The sequence below is a fragment of the Streptomyces noursei ATCC 11455 genome, from assembly GCF_001704275.1.
Lineage (GTDB): Bacteria > Actinomycetota > Actinomycetes > Streptomycetales > Streptomycetaceae > Streptomyces > Streptomyces noursei.
The window spans coordinates 810,668-831,147 of record NZ_CP011533.1; the positions used below are offsets into that span (position 1 = coordinate 810,668).

General features: G+C 74.9%; 2 protein-coding genes (1 of these 2 cut by a window edge). Both read right to left on the minus strand.

The window, feature by feature from the left end; translation table 11 throughout:
• Nucleotides 1–10,919: the beginning of a type I polyketide synthase gene (locus SNOUR_RS47930; RefSeq protein WP_067343729.1), read on the minus strand. 22,378 nt of this gene lie to the left of the window's left edge; 10,919 of the gene's 33,297 nt are visible here — the first part of the coding sequence; the start codon lies at nucleotides 10,917–10,919; its stop codon lies beyond the left edge, outside the window.
• Nucleotides 10,920–10,938: 19 nt separating this feature from the next.
• Entirely contained in the window at nucleotides 10,939–20,475 is a 9,537-nt protein-coding gene (locus SNOUR_RS03410) for a type I polyketide synthase (RefSeq protein ID WP_446677947.1), read from the minus strand.
• Nucleotides 20,476–20,480: the final 5 nt, after the last annotated feature.

The window sequence follows — 20,480 nt, forward strand, 5'->3', positions numbered from 1 at the left end:
AAGCCCTCGAACTCCTTGCCGCCGAGGATGCTCCCGTAGTCGCTGTACATCACGCCGGCGAAGACGCCGGTGGCGCTGCCGCGCAGGGTCAGCGGGTCGATGCCGGCCCGCTCGATCGCCTCCCAGGAGGATTCCAGCAGGAGACGCTGTTGGGAGTCGGTTGCCAGCGCCTCACGCGGGCTCATTCCGAAGAACGCCGGGTCGAACTCCCCCGCCTCGTGCAGGAAGCCACCGGAGCGGGTGTACGACGTGCCGAAGTGCTCGGGGTCCGGGTCGTAGAGGTTGTCCAGGTCCCAGCCGCGGTTGGTCGGGAAGGTGGTGATGGCGTCGGTGCCGTCGTCGACCAGGCGCCACAGGTCCTCGGGCGAGGTCACACCACCGGGGAAACGGCAGGCCATGCCCACCACCACGATGGGATCGTCGGCGGTCGGCGGCAGTGCCTGGACCGGCACCCGCACCTCGCTCTCGACCGCGCCGAACAACTCGTCCCGCAGGTGCTCCGCGAGGGCGGACAGGGTGGGGTGGTCGAAGACCATGGTGGCCGACAGGTGCAGGCCGGTGGCGGTGCGCAGACGGTTGCGGAGTTCGACCGCGGTGAGCGAGTCGAAGCCGAGGTCGCGGAAGGCGCGTTCGGCGTCGATGGCGTTGCCGTCGGCGTGGCCGAGGACGAGCGCGGCGCTGCTGCGGACCATGTCGAGCAGTGCCTCGTGGCGTTGGGCGTGGTCGAGTCGGCCGAGCCGTTGGACGAGGCCGGTGTCCGCGCCGGTGGCGAGGCCGGTGGCCGCGGTGCGGCGCAGCGGTGCGCGGACGAGGCCGCGGAGGAGCGGTGCGATGTCGCCCCGGGTGCGCAGTGCGGCCAGGTCCAGACGGACCGGCACCAACGCGGCACTCCCCGTCGCCAACGCCGCATCGAACAACGCCACACCCTGATCAACCGTCAACAACGGCATACCCGACTCAGCAGCACGACGGACATCCCGCTCCGTCAGCCCCGCCGTCATCCCCACACCCTGATCCCAAGCACCCCACGCCAACGACACACCAGGCAACCCACCAGCCACCCGATGAACCATCAACGCGTCCAAAAACGCATTACCCGCCGCATAGTTGGCCTGACCCGCACCCCCGAACACACCCGCAACAGACGAGAAGACAACAAACGCGTCCAGATCCAGACCACGCGTCGCCTCATGCAGGTTCCACGCACCATCCACCTTCGGACGCAACACCGCAGCCAACCGCTCCGGCGTCAACGAACCCACCACACCGTCATCCAACACACCAGCCGCATGCACCACCGCAGACAACGGATACGACTCCGACACACCGGCAACCAACTCCGCAACAGCCGAGCCATCACCCACATCACACGCCGCAACCACAACCCGCGCGCCCAACGACTCCAACTCCGCGACCAACCCGGCCGCACCCGCAGCACCCACACCAGAACGACTGGTCAACAACAAATGCCGCACCCCACACGACCGCACCAGATGCCGGGCCACCAACCCACCCAGACCACCCGTACCACCCGTCACCAACACCGTTCCGTCCGCGGACCACGGCGTGTGGGTGGTGGTGGTGGGGGCGGGGGTGCGGGTGAGGCGGGCGGCGCGGGCGCGGCCGGCGCGGAGGAGGAGCTGTGGTTCGTCGAGGGTCAGGGCGCGGCTGAGCGCGGTGGTCGAGTCGGGCTCGGTGTCGAGGTCGAGGAGGGTGAAGGTGCCGGGGTTCTCGGTCTGCGCGGAGCGGATCAGGCCCCAGACCGCGGCGGCGGCCAGGTCGGTGGGGGGCGCGTCGTCGGTGGCGACGGCTCCGTGGGTGACGAAGACCAGGCGGGAGTCGGCGAGGCGGTCGGTGGCGAGCCACTGCTGGACGAGGGTCAGCGCGCTGCGGGTGAGGGCGTGCGCGTGCTGCGCGGTGTCGCCGTCGAGTGGGGCGCCGAGGGGGACGAGGACCGTGGCGGGCGGGGTGGTGTCCCCGGCCAGGAGGTCGTCGAGGGTTGCGTGGCGTGCGACGGCCGGGTCGCCGAGGGCGTCGGCGAGCACGGCGGTGTCCGGGCCGAGGAGGGCCGGCGGCGCGGAGTTGGCGGTGTCGGGAAGCGGGACCGGGGTCCAGTCCAGGTGGAAGAGCGCGTCGCGGGTCAGGGCGCTGTGGATGGTCAACTGCTCGGCGTCCAGGGGGCGGGCGAGCAGGCGGGTGACGGTGGCGACGGGGTTGCCGGCCGGGTCGGCGGCGGTGACGGACAGGCCGTTGGGGCCGTTCGGGGCGAGCCGGACGCGTAGCGCGGTGGCGCCGGAGGCGTGCAGAGTGACGCCTTCCCAGGAGAACGGGAGTCCGGTGTCGCGGTCGTCGGCGAGGAGCGCGGCGTGCAGGCCGGCGTCCAGGAGCGCCGGGTGCAGGCCGAAGGCGGCCGCTTCGTCGGTGGCGGACTCCGGCAGGGCGACCTCGGCGTACAGCACGTCGCCGGCGCGCCAGGCGGCCCGCAGGCCCTGGAAGGCGGGGCCGTAGGCGAAGCCGTGGGTGGTGAAGTGTGCGTAGCAGTCGTCGGTGGTGAGGGGTTCGGCGTCGGCGGGCGGCCAGACCGTGGTGTCGAACGCCGCGGCGGCCGGTGGCGTGGTGGCGAGCACACCGGTGGCGTGCAGCGTCCAGGTGCGGTCGGCGGTGTCGTCGGGGCGGGCGTGGACGGTGACGGTGCGGCGGCCGGTGTCGTCGGCGGATCCGACGCGGACCTGGAGGAGGGTGGCGCCGTCCTCGGGGAGGGTCAGGGGCGCGGCGAGGGTGAGTTCTTCGAGGTGGCCGCTGCCGGTCTCGTCGCCCGCGCGGACGGCGAGTTCCACCAGTGCGGTGCCCGGGAGCAGGACGGTGCCCAGGACGGTGTGGTCGGCCAGCCACGGGTGGGTGCGCAGGGAGAGGCGGCCGGTGAAGAGTGCGCCGTCGTCGTCGGGGAGTTGCACGGCGGCGCCGAGGAGGGGGTGTTCGGCGGCGCCCAGGCCGGCGGCGCGGACGTCGTCGGGGCGGGCGGGTCGGGCGGCGGGCCAGAACCAGCGGTGCTGGAAGGCGTAGGTCGGCAGGTCGACGCGGACGGGGTCGAGGCCGCGGAAGGTGGCGGACCAGTCGGCCTCGACGCCGAGCACCTGGAGGTGGCAGAGGGCGGCCAGGACGGCCTGTTCCTCGGGCCGGTCGCGGCGCAGGAGCGGGATGGTGCCGGCGCCTTCGGGGGCGGACTCCTGGGCCATGGCGGACAGCACGCTGTCGGGGCCGAGTTCGACGAAGGTGGTGACGCCGCGGTCGGCGAGGGTGCGGATGCCGTCGGCGAAGCGGACCGCCTCGCGGACGTGCCGGACCCAGTAGTCGGCCGAGCAGAGCGCCTCGGCCGGGGCCAGTTCGCCGGTCAGGTTGGAGACGACGGGGGTCGTGGGGGCGGTGAAGGTGAGGCTCTCGACGACGGCGCGGAAGTCGTCGAGCATCGGCGCCATCAGCGGCGAGTGGAAGGCGTGGCTGACGCGCAGCCGCGTGGTGCGGCGGCCCTGGTCGGCGAAGTGCCGGGCGACGGCGAGGGTGGCGTTCTCGTAGCCGGAGACGACGACGGAGGTCGGGCCGTTGACGGCGGCGATCGAGACGTCGTCGGTGAGGAGGGGCAGGACCTCGTCCTCGGTGGCCTGGACGGCGATCATCGCGCCGCCTTCGGGCAGCGACTGCATCAGCACGGCGCGGGCCACGACGAGGCGGCAGGCGTCGCCGAGGGAGAGCACGCCGGCGACGTGTGCGGCGGCGATCTCGCCGATGGAGTGGCCGGCCACGAAGTCCGGTGTGATGCCCCAGGCTTCCAGGAGGCGGAAGAGTGCCACCTCGATGGCGAACAGGGCGGGTTGGGTGTAGCCGGTCCGGTCGACGAGTTGAGCGTCCTCGCCCCAGATGATGTCGCGGAGGGGGTGGCCGAGTTCCGCGTCGAGGGCGGTGAGGACGGTGTCGAGGGCTTCGGCGAAGGCGGGGAACCGCTCGTAGAGGACGCGGCCCATGCCGAGCCGTTGGGAGCCCTGGCCGGAGAAGAGGAAGGCGGTGCGGCCGGTGCGGACGGTGCCGGTGAGGGCGGCCGGGTCGGTCTCGCCGGCGGCGAGGGCGGTGAGGGCGCGCAGGGCCTCGGCGCGGTCGGTGCCGAGGACGACGGCGCGGTGGTCGAAGGCGGTGCGGGTGGCGATCAGGGAGTAGCTGATGTCGACGGGGCGCAGTGCGGGGTGGGCCTCGACGTGGGCGAGGAGGCGGGCGGCCTGGTCGCGGAGGGCGTCGGGGGTCTTGCCGGACAGGGCCCAGGGGACGGCCGGCGGTTCCTCGACGGACCGGTCGGCGGACGCGGGCGTGGCGGGGACGGCGGTCGGGGACTGCTCGATGACGACGTGGGCGTTGGTGCCGCTGATGCCGAAGGAGGAGACACCGGCGCGACGGGCCCGGCCGGTCTCCGGCCAGGCGGTCTGCTCGGTGAGCAGTTCGACGGCGCCGACGCTCCAATCGACGTGCGAGGACGGCGCGTCGACATGCAGGGTCTGCGGCAGCACGCCGTGCCGCATCGCCATGACCATCTTGATGACACCGGCGACACCGGCCGCTGCCTGGGTGTGACCGATGTTGGACTTGATCGAGCCGAGCAGCAGCGGGTTCTCGGGGTCGCGGTCGCGACCGTAGGTGGCCAGGAGCGCCTGGGCCTCGATCGGGTCACCGAGCGTCGTACCCGTGCCGTGCGCCTCAACGGCGTCCACGTCGGCCGTGGACAGGCCGCCACTGGCCAACGCCTGACGGATCACCCGCTGCTGGGACGGGCCGTTGGGCGCGGTCAGACCGTTGGACGCACCGTCCTGGTTGACCGCCGAGCCGCGCACCACGGCCAGGATCTCGTGACCGTTGCGCACCGCGTCCGACTGCCGCTCCAGGACCAGCATGCCGACGCCCTCGGACCAGGCCACGCCGTCCGCGGCCTCGGCGAACGCCTTCGAACGACCATCAGGCGCCAGACCCCGCTGCCGCGAGAACTCCACGAACGTGCTCGGCGTCGACATCACCGTCACACCACCGGCCAACGCCAACGAGCACTCCCCCGCCCGCAACGCCTGCGCCGCCCAGTGCAGGGCGACCAGAGAGGAAGAGCAGGCGGTGTCCACCGTGACGGCCGGGCCTTCCAGGCCGAGGGTGTAGGAGACGCGGCCGGAGGCGACGCTCGGGGCGCTGCCGTTGCCGCGGAACGCCTCGTACTCGTCGCCGGTCAGGGTGGTGCCGTAGTCGTTGTACATGACGCCGGCGAAGACGCCGGTGCCGGAGTCGCGCAGTGAGGCGGGGTCGATGCCGGCGCGTTCGACGGCTTCCCAGGAGAGTTCGAGCAGCAGGCGCTGCTGGGAGTCGGTGGCCATCGCCTCGCGCGGGCTCATCCCGAAGAAGTCGGCGTCGAAGGAGCCGGCGTCGTGCAGGAAGCCGCCGGCGCGGACGTGGGTGCGGCCCGGGCGGTCGGGGTCGGGGTCGTAGAGGTTGTCCAGGTCCCAGCCGCGGTTGGTGGGGAACGGGCCAGTGGCGTCGGCGCCCTGGCTGACCAGGCGCCAGAGGTCCTCGGGTGAGGCGATGCCGCCGGGGTAGCGGCAGGCCATGCCGACGATGACGATCGGGTCGTCGGTGCCGGCGGTACGGGTCGGCACGGGGACGGCGGTGGTCGACTCGGCCTCGGTGCCCAGGAGTTCGTCGCGCAGGTGGTCGGCGAGGGCGTGTGGTGTCGGGTAGTCGAACACCATGGTGGCGGGCAGCCGCAGGCCGGTGGCGGTGTTCAGGGCGTTGCGGAGTTCGACGGCGGTGAGGGAGTCGAAGCCGAGGTCCTGGAACTGGCGGCCGGTCTCCACCTCGGTGGCGTCCGCGTGGCCGAGGACCTGGGCGATCTGGGTGCGGACGAGTTCCAGGAGGGCTTCCCGGCGGGCGGCGGCGTCGAGGCCGGCGAGCCGCTGGGCGAGGCCGTCGGCGGTCTGCGAGACCTGGGCGGCGGTGCGCCGCACGGGGGTGCGGATCAGGCCGCGCAGCAGCGGGGCGATGTCGCCCTGGGTGCGCAGGACGGGCAGGTCGAGGCGGACCGGGGCGAGGGCGGCGGGCCCGGCGGCCAGGGCCGCGTCGAAGAGGGCGGTGCCCTGTTCCAGGGTCAGCGGGGGCATGCCGGAGCGGGCGATGCGCTCGACGTCGAGGTCGGACAGGCTGCTTGTCATGCCGACGCTCTGGGTCCACGGGCCCCAGGCGAGGGAGGTGGCGGGCAGGCCGGTGGCGGCGCGCCGGGCGGCGAGGGCGTCCAGGAAGGCGTTGCCGGCGGCGTAGTTGGCCTGTCCGGGGCTGCCGAGGGTGGCGGCGACGGACGAGAAGAGGACGAAGGCGTCCAGGTCGAGGTGGCGGGTCGCCTCGTGCAGGTGCCAGGCGGCGTCGGCCTTGGGCCGCAGGACGGTGTCCAGGCGCTGCGGGGTGAGGGAGCCGAGGACGCCGTCGTCGACGACGCCGGCGGTGTGGACGACGACGGTGAGCGGGTGCCCGGCCGGGACGGTGCCGAGCAGGTCGGCGAGGGCGGCCGGGTCGGCGACGTCGCAGGCGGCGATGTGGACGGTGGCGCCGAGCCCGGTGAGTTCGGCCGTCAGGTCGTCGGCGCCGTCGGCGGCCGGGCCGCGGCGGCTGGCGAGCAGCAGGTGGCGGACGCCGTGGGTGGCGACCAGGTGGCGGGCGAGGACCGCGCCCAGGCCGCCGGTGCCGCCGGTGATCAGGACGGTGCCGTCCGGGTTCCAGGTGGTGGGTTCGGTGGCGAGCGGGACACGGGCCAGGCGGGCGGCGTGCACGTCGGTGCCGCGGACGGCGAGGTCGGGCTCGTCGTGGCTGGCGGCCAGGGCGGTGGCCAGGGTCTCGGGGTCGGGCCGGCCGGTGTCGGGGGCGAGGTCGAGGAGGGCGAAACGGCCGGGGTTCTCGGTGCGGGCGGTGCGGATCAGGCCGCCGGCGGCCGCGGCGGCGGGGTCGGTGCCGTCGGTGGCGCCGCGGGTGACGAGGACCAGGCGGGCGTCGGCGAAGCGGTCGTCGGCGAGCCACTGTTGGGCGAGGGCGAGGACGGCGGCGGTGGTGGCGTGCGCGGCGTCGGGGACGGGGGCGCCCGGGGTGGTGGTGAGGGTGGTGACGACCAGGTCGGGGACGGGCCCTTCGGCGTCGGCGAGGGCGGCCAGGTCGCGGGGGGCGGTGGTCCGGATGCCGGTGGCGCGGAGGGTGTCGGCGAGGGCGTCCGGGTCGGGGCCGAGGACGGCGACGGTGGCCGGTGCGGGGCCCGGGCGGCCCTGGAGCGGGGTCCACTCGACGTGGAAGAGGGAGTCGCGGTGGACGGTGCCGGCGGCGCCGGGTGCGTCGGCGGGGACCTCGCGGGAGACCAGGGAGTCGACGGACAGCACGGTGCCGCCGGCGGCGTCGTAGACGGCGATGGTGACGGTGTCCTCGCCGGCCGGGGCGATCCGGGCGCGGACGGTGGTGGCGCCGGCGGCGGCGAGCGAGACGCCTTCCCAGGCGAACGGCAGGCCGCCGCGGCTGATGGCGCCGAGGTCGGCGTAGGCGGCGGCGTGTTGTGCGGCGTCCAGCAGGGCCGGGTGCAGTCCGAAGGCGGCGGGGTCGGTGTCCGCGCCGTCGGGCAGGGCCACTTCGGCGTAGACCTCGGTGTCGCGGCGCCAGGCGGCGCGCAGGCCCTGGAAGGCGGGGCCGTACTGGAAGCCGAGTGCGGCCAGGCGCTCGTACGCGCCGGTGAGGTCGACGGGTTCGGCGCCGCTGGGGGGCCAGACGGTGGCGTCGAAGGTGGGGTCGGGGGCGCCGGCGCCGGCGGTCAGGACGCCGGTGGCGTGTTGCGACCAGGGCAGGTCGAAGCCGTCCTCGACGCGGGAGAAGATGCCGAGGGTGCGGCGGCCGGCGGCGTCGGGGGCGCCGACGCGGACCTGGAGTTGGACGCCGCCGCGCTCGGGCAGCACCAGGGGGGCGGCCAGGGTCAGTTCCTCGACGCGGTCGCAGCCGGCCTCGTCGCCGGCGCGGACGGCCAGTTCGACGAAGGCGGTGCCGGGCAGCAGGGCCCGGCCCTGGACCCCGTGGTCGGCGAGCCAGGGGTGGGTCCGGACGGAGAGCCGGCTGGTGAACAAGTAGCCGGCCCCGTCGGCGAGTTCGACGGTGGCGCCGAGCAGCGGGTGGTCGGCGGCGCCCAGTCCCGCGGCGGTGACGTCCTGGGCGGCGCGGGCCGCGGTCGGCCAGAACCGCTGGTGCTGGAAGGGGTAGGTGGGCAGGTCGGCGCGGCGCGCGCCGGTGCCGTCGAAGAGGCCGGCCCAGCGGACCGTGACGCCGCGGACGTGGGCGCGGGCCAGGCCGGTGACGGCGGAGAGCTCCTCGGGGCGGTCCTTGCGCAGCAGCGGCACGGCGGCGGCGCCGTCCGGCAGGGATTCCTGGGCCATGGCGGACAGCACGCCGTCCGGGCCGAGTTCGACGAGCGTGGTCACGCCGCGGTCGGTGAGGGCGGTGACGCCGTCGGCGAAGCGGACCGCCTCGCGGACGTGGCGGACCCAGTAGTCGGCGGAGCACAGGTCGGCGACGGCGGCGACGGTGCCGGTGAGGTTGGAGAGGACCGGGATGCGCGGCTCGTGGTAGGTCAGGCCCGCGGCGACGGCGCGGAATTCCGCCAGCATCGGGTCCATGAGCGGCGAGTGGAAGGCGTGGCTGACCCGCAGCCGGGTGGTCTTGCGGTCCTGGGCGGTGAAGCGCGCCCCGATCGCGGCGACGGCTTCCTCGGTGCCGGCGACGACGACGGAGGTGGGCCCGTTGACGGCGGCGATCGAGACGTCGTCGGTGAGGTGGGGGGTGACCTCGTCCTCGGTGGCGCGGATCGCGAGCATCGCGCCGCCGCGCGGCAGGGCCTGCATGAGGCGGGCGCGGGCGGCGACGAGGGTGCAGGCGTCTTCGAGGGAGAGGACCCCGGCGACGTGCGCGGCGGCGAGCTCGCCGATGGAGTGGCCGCCGACGAAGTCGGGGGTGACGCCGAGGGACGCGACCAGGCGGTAGAGGGCGACCTCGACGGCGAACAGGGCGGGTTGGGCCCAGCCGGTGTCGTTCAGCAGGTCGGCGTCGGTGCCCCAGACGACCTCGCGCAGCGGGCGGTCGAGGTGGGTGTCGAGGAGCGCTGTGATCTCGTCGAAGGCCGCGGCGAACACCGGGAAGCGGGCGTGGAGTTCGCGTCCCATGCCCGGGCGCTGGGAGCCCTGGCCGGAGAAGAGGACGGCGCAGGGGCCTTCGCCGGCGGTTCCGTGGGCGAGTTCGGTGCCGTCGGGGAGCAGGACGGCGCGGTGTTCGAAGGTGGCGCGTCCGTCGGCGAGCGCGTAGCCGACGTCGAGGGGGTCGGCGTCGGGGGTGTCGGCGAGGTGGCCGGTGAGGCGGGCGCGCTGGGCGTCGAGGGCGGCGGCGGTGCGGGCGGAGAGCGCCCACGGGACGACGGCGGGGCGGACGGTGGGTTCGGTGGTGGGCTCTTCGGGGGCGGTGGGGGCCTGTTCGAGGATGACGTGGGCGTTGGTGCCGCTGATGCCGAAGGAGGAGACGCCGGCGCGGCGGGCGCGTCCGGTCTCGGGCCAGGCGACCGTCTCGTCGAGGAGGTCGACGGAGCCGGCGGTCCAGTCGACGTCCGTGGTGGGTTCGGTGGCGTGCAGGCTGCGCGGCAGCACGCCGCGCTGCAACGCCATGATCATTTTGATCACGCCGGCGGCACCGGAGGCGGCCTGGGTGTGGCCGATGTTGGACTTCACCGAGCCGAGCCACAGGGGCCGCGGCCGGTCCTGTCCGTAGGTCGCCAGGAGCGCCTGGGCCTCGATCGGGTCGCCGAGGGTGGTGCCGGTGCCGTGGGCCTCGACGGCGTCGATGTCGGCGGCGGTGAGGTGGGCGCTGTCCAGCGCGGCGCGGATGACGCGCTGCTGGGAGGGGCCGTTGGGAGCGGTCAGGCCGTTGGAGGCGCCGTCCTGGTTGATGGCGGAGCCGCGCAGCACGGCGAGGACCGGGCGGCCCTCGCGCTGGGCGTCGGAGAGCCGCATCAGGACCAGCATGCCGGCGCCCTCGCCCCAGCCGGTGCCGTCGGCCCGGTCGGAGAAGGGCTTGCAGCGGCCGTCGGCGGCCAGGCCGCTCTGCGCGGTGAAGGCGACGAACGGGCCCGGGGTGGCCATGATGGACGCGCCGCCGGCCAGGGCCATGGAGCACTCGCCGCCGCGCAGCGCCTGGACGGCCCAGTGCAGGGCGACCAGGGACGAGGAGCAGCCGGTGTCGACGGTGACGGCCGGGCCCTCGGCGCCGAGGGTGTAGGAGAGCCGGCCGGAGATGACGCTGGCGGCGTGGCCGGTGGTCGAGTAGACCTCGACGTCCTCGGCGGACGCCTTGATGACCTCGCCGTAGTCCTGGCCGGTGGTGCCGACGAAGACGCCGGTGGGGGTACCGCGCAGGGTGGACGGGTCGATGCCGGCGCGTTCCAGGGCTTCCCAGGTGATCTCCAGCAGGATGCGCTGCTGCGGGTCCATGGCGACCGCTTCGCGCGGGGAGATGCCGAAGAAGCCGGGGTCGAAGCCGGCGGCGTCCTCGACGAAGCCGCCGACCTGCGCGAGGCTGCCGCCCTCGCCGCCGCCGGCCAACTTCTCCAGGTCCCAGCCGCGGTCCTGCGGGAACGGCCCGATGACGTCGCGCCCCTCGGCGACCAGCTCCCACAGGTCCTCGGGGGAGGTGACGCCGCCGGGGAAGCGGCAGCCGATGCCGACGACCGCGACGGGCTCGACCGCCGCCGCCACCAGCTGTTCGTTCTGCCGGCGCAGCCGCTCGATCTCCTTCAGGGACGACCGGAGTGCCTCGACGTACTTGTCGGGGTTCGTGCTCATGGTGGGCTCCAGCTCTCTTTCAGTTCGCCGAGTTCTCGGTGGCCAGCCGCAGCAGGGCTTCGGCGTCCATGTCGTCGAGGGATTCCGAGGGGGCGTCGGCCTCGGGGGCGGGGGCGTCGGTCGCGTCTCCGTCGGCGAGTTTCAGCACCATGTCGAGGAGGCCCGCCTTGCGCAGCCGTCCGATGGGGACGGTGGCGAGCGCCTCGCGGATGCGGGCGTCGGGGTCGTCGGGGCGGCCGGTGCCGGCGTCCTCGGGGGCGGTGCCGAAGAGCAGCGCGCCGAGGTGGCCGGCGAGGGCCGTGGGGGTGGGGTGGTCGAAGACGAGCGCGGCCGGCAGCGGCAGGCCGAGGGCGGTGCGCAGCCGGTTGCGCAGTTCGACGGCGGTGACCGAGTCGAAGCCGACGTCGCGGAAGGCACGGCCGGCGGGGATGGCGTCGGGGGTGTCGTGGCCGAGGGTCGCGGACGCCTCGGCGCGGACCGCCTCGACCAGGGCCCGGCCGCGCTCGGCGGCGGACAGCTCCTCCAGGTGGCGGCGGAGCGGCGGGGTCGCGGAGTCCACGTCGTCGCCGGCCGTGGTGCCCGGGTCGCCGGTCACCGCGCGGACGGCTTCGGGCACCGTGCTGAACAGGGCGCTGGGTCGGGTCGCGGTGAAGCTCGGTGCGAACGCCTCCCAGTCCATGAGGGTCACGGCGAGGGTGGTGTCGTCGTCCTCCAGCATCTGCTGGAGCGCGCCGATCGCGTGGTCCGGTTCCATGGCGCGGACCCCTTGGCGGTGCAGTCGCTCGTGGACCTCGGGGACGGTGGCCATGCCGACCTCGCCCCAGGTGCCCCAGGCGACGGACGCGCCGGGCAGGTCGAGGGACCTGCGGTGGGCGGCGAGGGCGTCGAGGTAGGCGTTGGCGGCGGCGTAGCCGGGCTGGCCGCCGCTGCCCCAGACCGCGGCGCCGGAGGAGAAGAGCACGAACGCGTCGAGGTCGAGGGGGGCGGTCAGCTCGTGCAGGTGGTGGGCGGCGGTCAGTTTGGCGCGCAGCAGCGCGTCGAGCTGATCTAGGGTCAGGTCGGCTGCCCGGGCGTCCCCGTCGGCCACGCCGGCGGAGTGGAAGACGGAGGTGAGCGGCTGGTCGGCGGGGAGGTCGGCCAGCAGGGCGGCCAGGGCGTCGCGGTCGGCGACGTCGCAGGCGGCGAGGGTGACGCGGGCGCCCAGGGCCTCCAGTTCGGCCCGGAGTGCGGCGGCGCCGGGTGCGTCCGGGCCGCGCCGGCTGGTCAGGACCAGGTGGGCGGCGCCGTGCTCGGCCATCCAGCGGGCGACCCGGCCGCCGATGCCGCCGGTGCCGCCGGTGATCAGGCAGGTGCCGCGGCCCCGCCAGCGGCGCCCGGTGCGGGGCGCGGACGGCGCGGCGTGCACCATGCGGCGGGCGAGCACGCCGGTGGCGCGGACGGCGAGTTGGTCCTCACCGGCGGGGTCGGCGAGCAGGCCGGTGAGGCGGGCCGCGGCGCGGGCGTCGAGGGTGGCGGGCAGGTCGATCAGGCCGCCCCAGCGGTCGGGGTGTTCCAGGGCCACGACCCGGCCGAGGCCCCACAGGGCGCCCTGGGTCGGGCTGTCGAGGGCGTCGTCGCGGCCGGTGGCGACGGCGCCGCGGGTCAGGCACCACAGGGGCGCGGTCAGGCCGGCGTCGCCGAGGGCCTGGACGAGGACGAGGGTCTGCCCCAGCCCCAGCGGTACCGAGCCGAAGTCCGGGTGGAGATCCTCGGCGGCGGCCAGCAGCGACACCACGCCGGTGAACTCCTCGCCGTCCTCGACGAGTTGGGCGATCTGTGCGGCCCATCCCGCGCGGTCGGTGCCCTTGGCCTCGAAGCGGACGGTGTCGGTGCCCAGGGCGTCGAGCGCCGCGGCGACCCAGGGGGCGTCGGCGTGGTCCGGCGGGACGGCGACCAGCAGCCGGCCGGTGGTGGGGGCCGCCGCGGGCTCGGCGACCCGGGTCCACTGGACGTGGTAGCGGAGTTCGTCGATCCGGGTGCGGGCCTGGGCCTTGGCGCGCCAGGCGGACAGGGCCGGCAGCACGGTGCCGAGCGCGGTGTGCTCGTCGTCGGCGGGGACGCCGAGCGCGTCGGCGAGCGCGGCGAGGTCCTGGTTCTCGACCAGTTGCCAGAACGCGGCGTCGGACGCGTCGGCGCCGGCGGCCGGGGTGGCGGGCCGGGCCTCGGGCCAGAAGTCCTGTCGTTGGAAGGGGTAGGTCGGCAGGTCCACCGGCTGGTAGGCGGACCGGGCGAAGGTGGTGGTCCAGTCGACCGGGGCGCCGTGGGTGTGGGCCTCGGCGAGCGACGTCAGGAAGCGCCGCGGGCCGCCCTCGTCGCGGCGGAGCGAGCCGAGGACCACCGCGGACCCGCCGGTGGCCTCCGCTACGGCCTCCTGCGTCTCCTGGATCGGGGCGGCGAGCACCGGGTGCGGGCTGACCTCGATGAAGACGCGGTGTCCGGCGGCGAGGAGGGCGCGGGTGGCCTCCTCCATGCGGACGGTCTGGCGGAGGTTGGTGTACCAGTAGGCGCCGTCGAAGGCGGCGTCGTCCACGCGGTCGCCGGTGACCGTCGAGTAGAACGGCACCTCGGGGGCGCGCGGGTCGACCGGCGCGAGGACGCGGGCGAGTTCGTCGCGGACGGCCTCGACGTGCCGCCCGTGCGAGGCGTAGTCCACGGACACCTTGCGGGCCCGCACGCCCTGTTCCTGGCAGGCGGTGTGCAGGGCGTCGAGCGCGTCGGTGTCGCCGGAGACGACCACGGACGAGGGGCCGTTGACCGCGGCGACGGACAGCGCCTCCTGCCACGGGGCGAGGAGTGCGGTGACCCGCTCTACGGGGGCGGAGACCGACATCATGCCGCCGCGTCCGGACAGTTGCGGCAGTGCCTGGCTGCGCAGCGCCACCACGCGGGCGGCGTCGGCCAGGCTGAGGGCTCCGGCGACGCAGGCCGCGGCGATCTCGCCCTGCGAGTGGCCGACCACGGCCGCCGGGACGACGCCGTGGGAGCGCCAGAGCGCGGACAGCCCGACCATCATGGCGAACAGCGCGGGCTGGACCACGTCCACCCGCTCCAGCAGGGCGGGGTCGCCCTCGCCGGCCAGGACGTCGTGCAGCGACCAGTCGACGTACGGGGCGAGGGCCGTCGCGCAGTCATCGATCGCGGTGCGGAACACCTCGGACGTGGCGAGGAGTTCGCGGCCCATTCCCCACCACTGGGATCCCTGGCCGGGGAAGACGAAGACCGCTCCCTCGGGGTCGGGGCCGGCGATGCCGCTGACCAGGCCGGCCGTCGAGGCGCCGGTGGACAGGGCGGCCAGGCCGCGCAGGAAGTCCTCGCGGCGCTCGCCGACGACGACGGCGCGGTGTTCGAGGGCGGCGCGGGTGGTGGCCAGGGCGTGGCCCACGGGGGCGGGCGGGAGGTCGGGGTCGTGCTCGACGGTGGCGAGGAGCCGGGCGGCCTGGGCGCGCAGGGCGGCCGGGGACTTGGCGGCGAGCGGCCAGGGGACGACGGTGTCGGTGGCGGTGTCCCGGAGGCGGTCGGGGTCGGCTGGCGGCTCGGTGGCCGGGGCCTGTTCGAGGATCAGGTGGGCGTTGGTGCCGCTGATGCCGAACGAGGAGACACCGGCCCGGCGGGGGCGCCCGCTCTCGGGCCACGGGGTGCGCCCGCGCAGCAGTTCCACGGCGCCGGCGGTCCAGTCGACGTGGCTGGAGGGCGCGTCGAGGTGCAGGGTGCCGGGCAGTTCGCCGGCGTCCATGGCCAGCACCATCTTGATGACGCCGGCGACGCCGGCCGCGGCCTGGGTGTGGCCGATGTTGGACTTCACCGAGCCCAGCAGCAGCGGCCGTTCGGCGTCGCGGTCCTGGCCGTAGGTGGCGAGCAGGGCCTGGGCCTCGATGGGGTCGCCCAGCTTGGTGCCGGTGCCGTGCGCCTCGACCGCGTCGACGTCGGCGCCGGTCAGGCCGGCGTTGGCGAGCGCCTGGCGGATGACGCGCTGCTGGGACGGGCCGTTGGGCGCGGTCAGGCCGTTGGAGGCGCCGTCCTGGTTGACGGCGGAACCGCGGATCACGGCCAGTACCCGGTGCCCGTTGGCGCGGGCGTGGGACAGGCGCTCCAGCAGGACGACGCCGACGCCCTCGGCGAGCGTCATGCCGTCGGCGGTGTCGGAGAACGGCTTGCAGCGGCCGTCCTTGGCCAGGGCACGCTGCCGGCTGAAGCCGACGAACGCGTGCGGGGTGGCCATCACGGCCGCACCGCCGGCCAGCGCGAGGGAGCTCTCGCCGTCGCGCAGGGACTGGCAGGCCAGGTGCAGGGCGACCAGTGAGGAGGAGCAGGCGGTGTCCACGGTGACCGCGGGGCCCTCCAGGCCGAGCAGGTAGGAGACCCGGCCGGACAGGACACTGGCCGCGGTGCCGGTCACCATGTGCGCCTCGGACTCCCCCGTGCCGTTCTGCACGGTGGAGGAGTAGTCCTGGTAGCTGGCGCCGAAGAAGGTGCCGGCGGCGCTGCCGCGCAGTGACGCGGGGTCGATACCGGCGCGTTCGAACGCCTCCCAGGAGGTCTCCAGCAGGAGCCGCTGCTGCGGGTCCATGGCGACCGCCTCGCGCGGGGAGATCCCGAAGAAGCCGGGATCGAAGCCGGCGGCCTCGTGGAGGAAGCCGCCCTGGACGGAGTAGGTGTGGCCGGGGCGGTCGGGGTCCGGGTCGTACAGGCCCCGGGCGTCCCAGCCGCGGTCCGCGGGGAACTCCGAGATGACGTCGGCGCCGTCGAGGGCGAGCCGCAGCAGTTCCTCGGGGGTGGCGGCGCCGCCGGGGTAGCGGCAGCTCATGCCGATCACGGCGATCGGGTCGTCGTCGGCCGGGGTGCCGGTAGCGGCGTGCTGCTGCGGTGCGGCGCCGGGGACGCCGAGCGCCGTCGTCTTCAGGAACGCGGCGAGCGCCGCGCAGTTGGGGTGGTCGAAGACCATCGTCGAGGGCAGCCGCAGTCCGGTGCCGGCCACGAGCCGGTTGCGCAGGTCCACGGCGGTGACCGAGTCGAAGCCGAGGTCACGGAAGGCGCGGCGCTCGGGGAAGGACTCGGCCGAGGCGTGGCCGAGGACGGCGGCGGCCTCGGTGCGGACCAGGGTGAGCAGCAGCCGGTCCTGTTCGGCGGCGGCGAGGCCGTGCAGGCGGGCGGCCAGGCCGTCGGCGGCCGGGCCCGCGGGGTCCGGGACGGATGCCTGGTCGAGGCGGCGCCGCACCTCGGGGATCTGGTCGAAGAGGTGCGCGGGCCGGCCCGCGGTGAACACGTCGTGGTAGGTGTCCCAGTCGATGTCCATGAGGCCGATGACGGTCTCGTCGTCGTCCAGGACGTGCTGGAGCGCGGTGAGCGCCAGCTCGGGGTCGAGGTACTCCAGACCGCTGCGGCGGATCCGGTGCGGGTCGGCCAGCTCGCGTGCCCGGTCGTCGGGCCACTTGCCCCAGTGGATGGAGGTGGTGCGCAGTCCGCGGGCGCGGCGCTGCTCGGCGAGCGCGGACAGATAGGCGTTGCCGGCGACGTAGGCGGCGTGCACGCCGCTGCCCCACATGCCGGCGGTGGAGGAGTACAGGACGAAGTCGTCCAGTTCCGCGTCGTCGAGCAGTTCGTCGAGGATCCGTGCGCCGGTGACCTTGGCGTGCACGACGTCGGCGAACTCCGCCACGGTGGTGTCGGCGAGCGCGGACAGCTCGATGGCGGCGGCGGCGTGGATGACGGTGCGCAGGGTGCGGCCGTCGGCCGTGAGGTCGGCCAGCAGCGCGGCGACCGCGTCGCGGTCGGTGATGTCGCAGGCGGCGACGGTCACCTCGGTGCCCGACTCGGCTGCCTCCGCGATGAGTTCGGGCGCTCCGGGGGCGTCGGCACCGCGCCGGCTGACCAGCACCACGTGCTCGGCGCCGCGTTCGGCCAGCCAGCGGGCGAGCTGCGGGGCGAGGGTGCCGGAGCCGCCGGTGATCAGGGTGGTGCCGCGCGGCGCCCAGGTCCGTGCCGGTCGTCCGGCGCGGTGTCCGGCACGCACGATGCGGCGGGCCAGTACCCCGGCGGCGCGGACGGCGAGCTGGTCCTCGGCGCCGAGGGCGCCGGACAGCGCGGCGGCGAGCCGCTGGGCGGCCCGGGCGTCGAGGGTGTCGGGCAGGTCCACGGTGCCGCCCCAGCGCTGCGGGTGCTCCAGCGCGGTGGTCCAGCCGACGCCCGCGATCTGGCTCTGCAGGGGCCGGGTGACGGGGTCGGACGGGCCGGTGGCGAAGGCGCCGCGGGTCAGGAACCACAGCGGCGCGGTCGCCTCGGCGTCGCCCAGGGCCTGGACGAGGGAGACGGTGAGCGCGAGTCCCCGGGTGAGGCCGGGGTGGCGTGCGGCGTCGTCCTCGGCGGCGGCGAGGACGGAGACGATGCCGGTCACGTCCTCCGCGCCGGCCAGCCGCTCCCGCAGGACGGCGCGGTCGGTGCACTCCTCGTCCAGGACCAGCCGGCGCACCTCGGCGCCGTAGCTCTCCAACGCCCCTGCCACATCGGTGTCGTCGATGCCGTCGGTGGTGACCAGCAGCCAGGTGCCGGTCAGGGTGGCGCGGGGCACCTGGGCGAGGGGCGTCCAGGTGACGCGGTAGCGCCAGGAGTCGAGGGTGGTGCGCTGGGAGCGGGCCCGGCGCCAGGAGGTGAGGCCGGGCAGGATGGCGGCGACGGAGTCCTCGTCGGTGCCGAGCGCGGCGGTCAGCGCGGAGACGTCCGCCTGTTCGACGGCGGCCCAGAATTCGGCGTCCATCGGGGCGTCGGCCGGGGTGCGGTCGGCGGCGGTGCGGGTGTTCCAGTACCGCTCGCGCTGGAAGGCGTAGGTGGGCAGGTCGACCCGGGCCGCACCGGTCCCCTCGAACGCCCCCGCCCAGTCCACGTCCACACCGCGCACGAAGACCTCGGCGGCCGACAGCAGGAAGCGGCCCGCGCCACCCTGGTCACGGCGCAGGGTGCCGGTCGCGACGGCCGTGACCCCGGCCTCCTCGATCAGGTCCAAGACCGCCATCGTCAGCACCGGGTGCGAGCTGACCTCGACGAACGCGCGGTACTCCGCCGCCAGCAGGTCCGCCACCGCGTCCGCGAACCGCACCCGTCCGCGCAGGTTGCGGAACCAGTAGCCGGCGTCCATCCGCGCGGTGTCCAGCCAGTCGCCGGTCACGGTCGAGAAGAACGGCACCTCCGACGTGCGCGGCGCCAGCTCCGCCAGCACCTCCAGCAGTTCCTCGTGCAGGTCCTCGACCTGGTGCGAGTGCGAGGCGTAGTCCACCGCGATCCGGCGGGCCCGGATGTCGTCGGCGGTCAGCCGGGCGTGCAGCGCGTCCAGCGCCTCGGGCTCGCCGGCGACCACGACGGAGCGCGGGCCGTTGACGGCGGCCACCGACACCCGCCCCTCGAACTCGACCAACCGCGGTTCGAGCACGTCCACCGACAGCGCGACGGACATCATCCCGCCCCGCCCCGCCAACGCACGACCAATGGCCTGACTCCGCAGCGCCACCACCCGCGCCCCGTCCCGCAACGACAGCGCACCCGACACCACCGCGGCAGCGATCTCACCCTGCGAATGCCCCACCACCGCATCCGGCAACACACCACGGGAACCCCACAACGCAGCCAACGACACCATCACCGCGAACGACGCCGGCTGCACCACATCGACCCGCTCCAACGACGGCGCACCCACCACACCCCGCAGCACATCGACCAGCGACCAGTCGGTGAACTCGGCGAGTGCCGCCGCACACTCGGCAATCCGCTCCGCGAACACCGCCGACTCATCGAGGAGTTGGGCCCCCATCCCCACCCACTGCGAACCCTGACCGGGGAACACGAACACCGTCCGACCCTCGACGTCCGCGAGGCCCTCGACGACGGCGTTCGCGGACCGGCCGGCGGCCAACTCGTGGGTAGCCGCGAGGAGTTCGGCGCGGTCGGGGGCGACGACGACGGCGCGTCGTTCGAGCAGGGCGCGGGCGGTGTGCAGGGTGTGCCCGATGTCCTGGGGGCGGAGCGCGGGGTCGGTCTCGACCCTGGCGGCCAGGGCGGCGGCCTGGTCGCGCAGCGCCTGCGGGGAGTGTCCGGAGACGATCCAGGGCAGCGCGGCGGGCGCGCCGGCCGGTTCGGTGGGCGCGGCGTCGTCGCCGGCGTCCGCGGTGTCCGCGGGGTGGGGTGCCTGTTCCAGCAGGGCGTGCGCGTTGGTGCCGCTGATGCCGAACGAGGACACCGCGGCCCGGCGCGGACGTCCGGTCTCCGGCCACTGCTGGCCCTCGGTCAGCAGGCGTACCGATCCGGCGGACCAGTCCACGTGCGAGGAGGGCGCGTCGGCGTGCAGGGTCGGCGGCAGGTGGCCGTGGCGCAGCGCCATGACCATCTTGATGACACCGGCGACGCCGGCGGCCGCCTGGGTGTGCCCGATGTTGGACTTCAGGGAGCCGAGCCACAGCGGCTGGTCGGGGGTGTGTCCCTGGCCGTAGGTGGCGAGCAGGGCCTGGGCCTCGATGGGGTCGCCGAGCCGGGTGCCGGTGCCGTGCGCCTCGACGGCGTCGATGTCGGCGGGGGTCAGGCCGGTCCGGGCGAGGGCCTGCTGGATGACCCGTTCCTGGGAGGGGCCGTTGGGGGCGGTCAGGCCGTTGGAGGCGCCGTCCTGGTTGACGGCGGAGCCGCGCAGCACGGCGAGGACCGGATGGCCGTTGCGCTGCGCGTCGGAGAGCCGCTCGGCGACGAGGACACCGACGCCCTCGGCCCAACCGGTGCCGTCGGCGGCGTCGGAGAACGCCTTGCAGCGGCCGTCCGGTGCCAGGCCGCCCTGGGCGCTGAACTCGACGAAGACGGACGGCTCGGTGAGGATCGTGACGCCGCCGATCACGGCGAGCGAGGATTCGCCGACGCGCAGGGACTGGGCCGCCAGGTGCAGGGCGACGAGGGAGGAGGAGCAGGCGGTGTCGACGGTGACGGCCGGGCCTTCGAGGCCGAGGGTGTAGGCCAGGCGGCCGGACAGCACGCTGGCGGCGGTGCCGGTCAGGGCGTGGCCGTGCAGTTCGGTGGCGGCGTCGGCCGAGGGCGCGCCCCAGTGGTAGGAGCCGACGAACACGCCGGACCGGCTGCCGCGCAGGGCTGTGGGGGCGATGCCGGCGCGCTCCAGCGCCTCCCAGGCGACTTCGAGGAGGAGGCGCTGCTGGGGGTCCATAGCAGTCGCCTCGCGCGGCGAGATGCCGAAGAAGGCGGCGTCGAATTCCGCGGCGTCGTAGAGGAATCCGCCTTCGTGGGTGGCGCTGCTGCCGTCGCCGTTTCCGGTGAGGGTTTCCAGGTCCCAGCCGCGGTCGACGGGGAATCCGGAAATGGCGTCGCCGCCGGAACGCACCAGGTCCCACAGGGATTCCGGCGAATTGACGCCGCCGGGAAGTCGGCAGCCCATTCCGACGATGGCGATGGGCTCGTTGTCCTTGGATTCCAGTTCGCCAATGCGGCGGCGGGCACGGCGAAGATCTGAAGTGACCCGCCGGAGATAGTCGACGATTTTCT